An 8,601-nucleotide genomic window follows, 5' to 3' on the forward strand; every position below is an offset into this window, starting at 1 on the left:
TGCCGTGGTCCTTGCCGTCGCCGTTCTGGTCCTTGCCGTCGTCCTTGCCGTCGCCGTTCTGGTCCTTGTCGTCGTCCTTGCCGTCGCCGTTCTTGTCCTTGCCGTCGTCCTTGCCGTCGCCGTTCTTGTCCTTGCCGTACCCGTTCCCGCCGTCGTCACCGTGGTGGCCGTTACCGTCACCGTGACCACCGTCGCTGCCGTTGCCGCCGCTTTCGCTGTACGAGGCAGGCGACACCGGGTGCTCCGCCAGCGCTGTTCCGGGTGCGGCCACAGCGAGTGCGACTCCCAGGGAGAGGCCGGCGGTGGTCGCCGCGGTGGTGCGCCAGAAATCCATACGTTCGAACCCTTTCAACGTGTGCTTGGGGCGGCCCGACAGCCGACCGCGTGCAGTCGCGCGGTTCGTCCCTACGTCGCTGCATGGTTCCGGGCCGTCACCGGAACGTCGGCACCGCCACACGATGAATACCCTAGGTAGTAATCCAATACACAGAGTATTCATCATCGACTGCCGAACCTTCCTCCACCGCAAACACGGCGCCTACGCGCCGCGGATCCACCTCCCACTTCTGTGCGACCGGCACCCGATTTCCGCTTACTTCTAACGAACATCGTCAGAAGGGGTATTGACTCGCGTCAGAAGCCTGCGTACCTTCGTGTTCTGGGTCACACGCACTCGGCGGCAGCCGAATCCGTGGACCCGTCCACCATGTGAGCCCGCGTGCCGCGCTGCTCACCAGGAGAACGGAGCATCCGTGAACTCTCCGGGCGACGTCCTCGGCCTCATCAGCCGCGGCGAGGCCGACACCCGGGCCGAGCTGGCCCGGCTGACCGGCCTGGCGCGGTCGACCGTGGCCCAGCGCGTCGACACCCTCGTCGCCCACGGGATCGTCGAGGAACGGGAGAGCGGCGCCTCCACCGGAGGGCGGCCGCCCCGGGTGCTGCGGCTCAACACCGACGACAACTGCGTCCTGGGCGTCGATCTGGGTGCCACCCACTGCCGGGTCGCGCTGATGGACATCGGCGGCGCACTGCTGGCCGACCGCGAGGCGCCCCTGCACATCACCGAGGGGCCCGAGCGCGTGCTGCGCCACATCGACGAGCGCATGCACGAACTGGTCTCCGCCGCCCAGCGCCCGCTGCCGGCGGTCAAGGCGATCGGCATCGGCGTCCCCGGCCCCGTCGAGTCCGCCACCGGGCGGCCGGTCAATCCCCCGATCATGCCCGGCTGGCACGAGTACCCCGTCCCCGAGTACTTCACCTCGCGCTACCCGCTGGAAGTGCTCGTCGACAACGACGTCAACGCACTCGCCCTCGGCGAGGTCCGCCACGGAGCCACCGGAGCCGACAACCTGCTCTTCGTCAAGGTCGGCACCGGCATCGGCTGCGGCATCATCGCCGGCGGCCGACTGCACCGCGGCGCCCAGGGCAGCGCCGGCGACATCGGGCACATCCGGGTGCCCGGCGCCGACGCCGCCCAGTGCCGCTGCGGCAACACCGGCTGCCTGGAGGCGGTGGCCGGCGGAGCCGCACTCGCCGCGCGGCTGCGCGCGGCCGACGTGCCCGCCGCCGACGGCCGCGCCGTCGTCGACCTCGTCAACAGCGGCGACCCGCTGGCGGTGCGCCTGGTACGCGAGGCCGGGCGCGACATCGGCGACGTGCTCGCCGGCCTCGTCAACTTCTTCAACCCCGAGGCCATCGTCATGGGCGGCGTCCTGGCCCAGGCACACGAACCGCTGCTGGCGGGCGTGCGCGAGGCCATCTACCAGCGGTCGCTGCCGCTGGCCACCCACCGGCTCACCGTCATCCCCACCGGCACCGGCGAGGCGGGCGGCGCACTGGGCGCCGGCCGCCTGGCCATCGACCACGTCCTGGCTCCCGACCAGATCGACAGGGCCCTGGCCGCGGCACAGGCGGCCGGCGCCACCGCGGCGGCGCGCTGAGCCCGCCGCCGACCGTCCCCGTTCCCCCGACCCCATCATCCCGACGGGGCGATCCCGCCCCTTCCCCCGAATCCTCAGGTACCTGGAGGCCCACCATGGGTTGGAAACCGCGCCGGCGCTCCGGCCACCACGCCCTCGGCGCACTCGCCGCAGCGGGCATCGTGCTCGCCGCGACCGCGTGCAGCACGCCGCAAGCCGGCGACGACAGCGGTGACGGCGGCTCCGAGGGCCCCTTCACCATCGGCGTCAGCAACGGCTTCATCGGCAGCGAGTGGCGGGAGCAGATGATCTCCGTCCTGGAGGACTCCTTCGCCGACTACGAGTCCGAGGGCGTCGTCGACGAGTTGGTGATCGAAAGCGCCGACGTCGACGTCAACGGACAGATCCAGCAGATCCGCAATCTCATCCGCTCCGACGTCGACGCGATCATCGTCAACCCCAACTCCCCCACCGCGCTCGACCAGGTCTTCGCCGAGGCGGCCGACCAGGGCATCAAGATCGTGGCGATCGACCAGGCGGTGGAGTCCGAACACGTCACCAACGTGGTGATCGATCAGGCCGAGTGGGCCTCGATCTCGGCGGAGTGGCTGGCCGGCGAGGTCGGCGAGGGCGGCCGGATCGTCGCGGTCAACGGCATCGACGGCCACCCGGCCAACGAGGCCCGCTGGTCGGGTGCCCAGGAGGTGTTCGACGAAGCCGGTGTGGAGGTCGCGGCCAACGACTACGCCGAGTGGGACCAGAGCAAGGGCCAGACCGTCACCCGCGACCTGCTCGCCAGCAACCCCGATGTGGACGGCGTGTTCGTCCAGGACGGCATGGCACTGGGCGCCATGCAGGCGCTGCAGTCCGAGGACCTGGTCAGCGAGGTGGCCATCACCGGCGAGGCCCGCGTGGGCTACATGAAGGAGTGGAACAAGCTGCGCGAGTCCGATGAGGACTTCTCCAGCATCGGCGTTCCCAACCCGCCGTCGGTGTCGGTGTCGGCGCTGCACGTGGTTCTGCGGCAGCTGCAGGGCGAGGAGCTCAAGGACGGCGAGCTGGAGAACGGCAACACGCTCCACCTGCCCATCCCCGAGACCGTCACCGACGAGAACTTCGACGAGCGCTTCGCCGAGGTCGAGGACAAGCCCGACGCCTACGCCGTCGACCACCACATCACCGCCGAGGAAGCCGACGGCTACTTCGAGTAGGCCGCCGCCCGGGGCCGGACCCGCAGGACGGCCCGGCCCCGGGCGGGCATGAGCAGGGAGAGAGCTGTGGACACACCGCCGTTTCTGCGTATGAGCGGCGTACGCAAGCGCTACGGCGGCGTCACCGCCCTGGCCGGTGCCGACTTCGGCGCCGAGGCGGGCAGCGTGCACGCCGTCCTGGGCCCCAACGGCTCGGGCAAGTCGACGCTGCTGAAAGTGCTGACGGGCGTGGTGCGGCCGGACGCGGGCGAGGTGCTGCTGGAGGACCGCCGGCTGCGACCGCGCGGCCCGCGCGACACGCTGGCCGCCGGGGTCAGCGCGGTCTACCAGGAGTTGTCGCTGATCGAGGACTTCTCGGTCCTGGACAACCTGGTGCTGGGCGTGGAGCCGACACGGTTCGGGCTGCGCGACCGCCGCGCGGCACGCGAGCGCGCGCTGCCGTGGCTGGAGCGCTTCGCCCCGGCCTTCGGCGGCCGGGTGCCCGCCGAGGAGCGCGTGGGCGACCTCGACCCCGGTGAGCGCCAGGTCGCGGAGATCTGCAAGGCGCTGGTGCGCGACCCCCGGGTGCTGGTGCTGGACGAGGCCACAGCCTCGCTGCGCCGCGCCCAGGTGCGGGTGCTCTTCGACGTGGTGGCCGAGCTGCGCGAGCGCGGCGTGCTCATCCTGTTCATCACCCACCGGCTTGCCGAGATCCGGGCCGTGTGCGACTTCGCGACGATCATGCGCAACGGCCGCGACGTCACCACCGTCGCTGTCGACGAAACCGCCGAGGGCGAGCTCGTAGAGCTGATGTCCGGCGGCCCGGCGCCGGCGGCCGCGCACCCGGGCGGTGCGGCGGCCGGCGCAGCGGAGACGCCGGGGAGCGGCGCTGCGGTCGAAGCCGCCGCCCCCGGCGCCGCCGCGTCCGCTCGGTCCGCCTTGGACGGGGCGGACCGAGCGGACCAGGCGCACGAGACCGCGCCGCTGCTGGAGGTCGAGGAGTTGACCGGCGACCGGCTCGACCACGTGTCCCTCCAGGTCCGCCCCGGCGAGGTGCTGGGCCTGGGCGGGCTGCAGGGCCAGGGGCAGTCGGAGCTGCTGGCGACGCTCTTCGGCGCCCGCAGGCGCTTGGGCGGCAGCGTGCGGCTCTTCGGCCGAGCGATCCGTCCGCGCTCGCCCAAGCAGGCGGTGCGGGAGGGAATCGCCTATGTGCCCGGAAACCGGGGCCTGCAGGGACTTGCGCTGGGTCGACCGATCCTGGAGAACTTCGCCCTGCCGTCGGTGGGGCGGCGCGCGACGCTGGGCGTCGCGCTGTCCAAGCGCCGCGAGGCCGCCGCAGCTCGCGCCGTCGCCGAGCGCATCGGCACCCGCTACGGATCGCTGGACGACCCGGTCTCGACGCTGTCGGGCGGCAACCAGCAGAAGATCGTCGTGGGCAAGTGGTTCCCCACCGAGCCCGCTGTGGTGCTGATGGACGACCCCGCCAAGGGCATCGACGTGGGCGCCAAGGCGGAGATGTTCGCGGTCGTCGCGGAGTTGGCGGCCTCAGGGGCGGCGGTCGTGCTGGGATCCAGCGACGACAGGGAGCTGGTCGAGGTCTGCGACCGGGTGCTGGTGCTGTTCGAGGGCCGCATCGTCGACGAGGTCGCCGGCGACCGGCTCACCGAGGACACGCTGATCGCCAGCGCCATGCACGTCACCGACGCCAACGGTGCCGGACGGCCCGTGCCCGAGCCCGGCGAGGGCGGGCCGACCCCGCAGGCCGGTGCGGACGGGGACGCCGATCCGGACGGCCCTCCCCGCGATCCCGGTGCTACCGGGCGCTCCGCAGGCGCGGACGACTCGAACGCAGCGCGCGGCGCCGAGTCCCCCGCGGGCCGCGCGGAGCCCGGCCCGGCGCGCCGCGCGCAGGCCTCCACCGACAACGGCGGCGCCGCGTGAGCGCCGCGGCGACGCGGCGGACCGCCGCGGACCCGGCGCCCCGCACACCGCCGATTCCGGATCGAGGAAGGCGATGAGTACCCCCGCACCCACCCGCTCCCCCGCCGCATCGCCGGCGCCGACCCCTCCAGGGCCGGTGGCCCAGGCCGCGCAGTCGGTGATGTCGGCCCGGATGCCGACGCTGGCGGTGACGGCGCTGCTGGTGATCACCCTCGCCGCGTCGATCGTGCTCCAGCCCGACTTCTTCTCCGCCTACTCGCTCAGCGCGAGCTTCGCCACGATCCTGCCGGTGGCCACCATCGCCGCCGCGCAGACCATCATCGTGCTGGGCGGCGGCATCGACCTGTCCATCGGCACGATCGTCACACTGGCCTCGGCGGTGTCGGTGGTGCTGATGGACGGCGACAACTCCCGCCTGCCGCTGGCGCTGGCGGCGGGCCTGGCCACGGGCGCCGCTTGCGGACTGGTCAACGGCCTGGTCGTTGCCGGGCTGCGGCTGCAGCCGATCGTGGCGACCTTCGCCACCAGCTCGGTCTTCGGCGGATTGGCACTGCTGGTACTGCCCCAGCCCGGCGGAACCGCCTCACCCGTGCTCACCCAGGGCTTCGGCATGGTGCTGGCGATCTACATCCCCGTTCCGGCCGTGCTGCTGCTGGCCCTGTGGCTGGCCTGGCGACTGCTGCGCCGGCACCGGTTCGGCCAGTACCTCTATGCGGTGGGCGGCAACGCCGACGCCGCCTACACCTCGGCCGTGCCCGTCTCGGCGGTACGGGTCTTCTCCTACGTCGCGGGCGGAACGGTGGCGGCGCTGGCGGGCATCGCGCTGTTGGCCGACTCCGGGGCCGGGGATCCCACGCTGGGTACCGAGCTGACACTGGGCTCGATCGCGGCGCTGGTCATCGGCGGCACCCGGCTGCGCGGCGGCTCGGGCGGCGTCGGCGGGGCGCTGGTGGGCGCGATCGTGCTGTCGCTGATCCAGGGCCTGGTGTTCTTCGCCGGGGTGCCCACCGACGCCCGCGAGTTCGTCTACGGCTGCATCATCATCGTCGCCATCGCACTGGCCGGGCTGCTGACCTCCCGCAACGGCACCCGGCGGACGGCGGCCGCGCGCGGAAAGGCAGGCACCGCATGAGCGTCTCCACAGCCGAACCCGGCGCCCCCGAGCAGCCGCCCGCCCCGACCCGACCTCCCCTACTGCACCGGCTGGTGCGCGACCCGGTGGTGATCTCGGGCTCGGTGGCCGTGCTGCTGTGGGGTGTCGCGGCGCTGGTCTCGCCGTCCTTCGCCGACTGGAACCAACTCGTCACGCTGATGACGGTGGCGTCGTTCCTCGGGGTGATCTCGATCGGCCAGACCCTGGTCATCATCGCCGGCGGCGAGGGCATCGACCTGTCGGTGGGCGCCACCGCCACCCTGTCGGCCATCGTCGCCTCGCGGTTCATGGACGGCACGAACGACGGGTTCCTCGGTGCGGTGCTGCTGGCACTGGGTGCCTGCTGCGTCGTGGGGGTCGTCAACGCCGTGGGCGTGCTGGCGTTCCGGGTCCCGCCGCTGGTGATGACGCTGGGCATGATCGCGGTGGTCACCGGGTTCATCCGGCTCTACACCGGCGGCCGGCCCGAGGGCTCCGCCGCCCCGCTGCTGCGCACCCTGGTCGCGGGCGACACCGTCGCCGGCATTCCGGGGGTGCTGTGGCTGTGGCTGGGGCTGTCCGTACTGGTCGTCTGGCTACTGCGGCGCAGCCCCTTCGGTTGGCGGCTGTATGCGGTGGGCGCCAACCGCACCACCGCCTACCTCTCCGGCGTCAACACCGCGGCGGTCAAGTTCTCCGCCTATGTGCTGTCGTCGCTGTTCGCGGGGGTGGGCGGGCTGCTGCTGCTCGGCTACTCCCAGAACGTCTACACCAGCCTGGGCACCGACTACATGCTCAACAGCGTGGCCGCGGCCGTCATCGGCGGCACCGCGCTGATCGGAGGTGTCGGCGGCTACCTGGGCACCGTCATCGGCGCGATCCTGCTGACCGTCCTCGACTCCCTGCTGCGGATCATGCAGATCGGCGGCGGTGAGTGGGGCGACGCCCCCCGCCAGATCATCTACGGCCTGGTACTGGTCACCGTGCTGACCGCCTACGGCAGGCAGAAGCGGCTCCGGCAGTGACCGGCGACCAGTCCCGGCATCGGTTCCACGGATATGGAGAGTCCAACGTGACAGCACAGGCGAGCGACCGGCTCGGAGTCGGAATCGTCGGCAGCGGATTCATCGCCGACTTCCACACCCGCGCGTTCCGCGGCGTGCGCGACGCCGACGTGACCGCGGTCTGCGGCCGCACCGAGTCGTCGGTGCGCGCCGTCTGCGACCTCGCGCGCGAACTGCGCGTCGGCGACCCGACCGCCTACGCGGACATCCGCGAGATGGTGCGCGACCCCGCCGTGGACGCGGTGTGGGTGACCACTCCCAACCACGTCCGGGCCGAGACCGTGCGCGCGATCACCGAGGAGGTCGCCTCGGGGCGCGCGTCCCTGCGCGGCATCGCGATCGAGAAGCCGCTGGGCCGCACCGTCGCCGAGGCCGCAGAGGTCAAACGGCTGGTGGAGGAGGCCGGGCTGCTGCACGGCTACCTGGAGAACCAGGTGTTCGCGCCCGGCGTCACGCGCGCCCACGACCTGGTGTGGTCGCGCGGCGCCCCGTCGGCGGGCTCGCCGTACCTGGCCCGGTGCGCCGAGGAGCACAACGGGCCGCACAAGGGCTGGTTCTGGCAGGGCGACAAGCAGGGCGGCGGCGTTCTCAACGACATGATGTGCCACAGCGTGGAGGCGGGGCGCTTCCTGCTGACCCCGCCGGGGGTGCCGGCGTCGGAGTGGCTGACGCCGGTGAGCGTGGACGCCACCATCGCCGCACTGAAGTGGACGCGCCCCGCCTACGCCGACGAGCTGATGCGCCGGTACGGCCCCGAGGTCGACTACCGCAACCGGCCGGCGGAGGACTACGCGCGCTCGACCATCGTCTTCCGCAACGGCGACGGCGACGAGGTGGTGGCCGAGGGCACCACGTCGTGGAGCTACGTGGGCGCGGGACTGCGGCTGAGCTTCGAGCTGCTGGGGCCGGAGTACGCCATGCAGGTCAACAGCCTCGACACCGAGGCCAAGGTGTTCCTCAGCCGCGAGGTCGCCGGCCGCCCGGGCGAGGACCTGGTGGAGAAGCAGAACGCCGAGGGCGGACTGATGCCGGTGCTGCCGGACGAGGCGGGCGCCTACGGCTACACCGAGGAGGACCGGCACATGACGACCCGGTTCTTGCAGGGGCGCCAGCCGGACGAGGGCCTGGACGACGGTCTGCAGGTGACGCGCCTGCTGATGGCCGCCTACCTGTCGGCTCAGGACGGCCGCCGCGTCGACCTCGCCGACACCGCGCAGGCGGCGGAGCTGGACTCCTTCGTCCCCCAGGTCGCCCAGGGCACCTGGCGGCCCGGCCGCTGAAAGGCGCCGGGAACGGGGGCGGCCCGCCTGGGGAGGACCGGCCGCCCCCACGGCCCGCGCCCGCGCCCGCGGCCC

7 protein-coding genes are annotated in these 8,601 nt (G+C 72.5%); 6 read left to right on the forward strand and 1 reads right to left on the reverse strand.

Annotated elements, in window-relative coordinates; genetic code table 11:
- Positions 1-334 (reverse strand): hypothetical protein (locus LP52_RS27965; RefSeq protein ID WP_202966172.1); only part of this gene is annotated, 334 nt, incomplete at its 3' end.
- A gap of 418 nt (positions 335-752) precedes the next feature.
- On the opposite strand from LP52_RS27965, the gene LP52_RS25150 reads away from it, so the two are divergent.
- The 6 genes from LP52_RS25150 to LP52_RS25175 all read left to right on the forward strand — a co-directional run bounded on the left by LP52_RS25150 (position 753) and on the right by LP52_RS25175 (position 8,526).
- The gene (locus LP52_RS25150; RefSeq protein WP_040276905.1) at positions 753-1,940 is read left to right on the forward strand and encodes an ROK family transcriptional regulator; all 1,188 of its coding nucleotides are present in this window, start codon (positions 753-755) and stop codon (positions 1,938-1,940) included.
- Positions 1,941-2,035: 95 nt separating this feature from the next.
- Entirely contained in the window at positions 2,036-3,130 is a 1,095-nt protein-coding gene (locus LP52_RS25155; protein WP_040276906.1) for an ABC transporter substrate-binding protein, read from the forward strand.
- Between the two features lie 66 nt (positions 3,131-3,196).
- Positions 3,197-5,050 (forward strand): sugar ABC transporter ATP-binding protein, encoded by a 1,854-nt coding sequence (locus tag LP52_RS25160; protein WP_238581093.1) that lies wholly within the window; start codon positions 3,197-3,199, stop codon positions 5,048-5,050.
- Positions 5,051-5,123: 73 nt separating this feature from the next.
- Positions 5,124-6,182 carry an ABC transporter permease gene (locus tag LP52_RS25165; protein ID WP_084723485.1) on the forward strand — a complete coding sequence of 353 codons (1,059 nt, stop codon included), beginning with the start codon at positions 5,124-5,126 and terminating at the stop codon, positions 6,180-6,182.
- Entirely contained in the window at positions 6,179-7,207 is a 1,029-nt protein-coding gene (locus LP52_RS25170) for an ABC transporter permease (RefSeq protein ID WP_052810261.1), read from the forward strand. The genes LP52_RS25165 and LP52_RS25170 overlap by 4 nt, the downstream gene beginning before the upstream one ends.
- 47 nt (positions 7,208-7,254) lie before the next feature.
- The gene (locus LP52_RS25175) at positions 7,255-8,526 is read left to right on the forward strand and encodes a Gfo/Idh/MocA family protein (RefSeq protein ID WP_040276907.1); all 1,272 of its coding nucleotides are present in this window, start codon (positions 7,255-7,257) and stop codon (positions 8,524-8,526) included.
- Positions 8,527-8,601: the final 75 nt, after the last annotated feature.

Origin of the sequence: Streptomonospora alba (assembly GCF_000826685.1) — a bacterium.
Classification (GTDB): Bacteria; Actinomycetota; Actinomycetes; order Streptosporangiales; family Streptosporangiaceae; genus Streptomonospora; species Streptomonospora alba.

What these genes read in the sequence shown, in the direction of transcription:
- LP52_RS25155 (WP_040276906.1), top strand. Translation starts at nt 2,036, where the DNA reads ATGGGTTGGAAACCGCGCCGGCGCTCCGGCCACCACGCCCTCGGCGCA.
- LP52_RS25165 (WP_084723485.1), top strand. Translation starts at nt 5,124, where the DNA reads ATGAGTACCCCCGCACCCACCCGCTCCCCCGCCGCATCGCCGGCGCCG.
- LP52_RS25170 (WP_052810261.1), top strand. Translation starts at nt 6,179, where the DNA reads ATGAGCGTCTCCACAGCCGAACCCGGCGCCCCCGAGCAGCCGCCCGCC.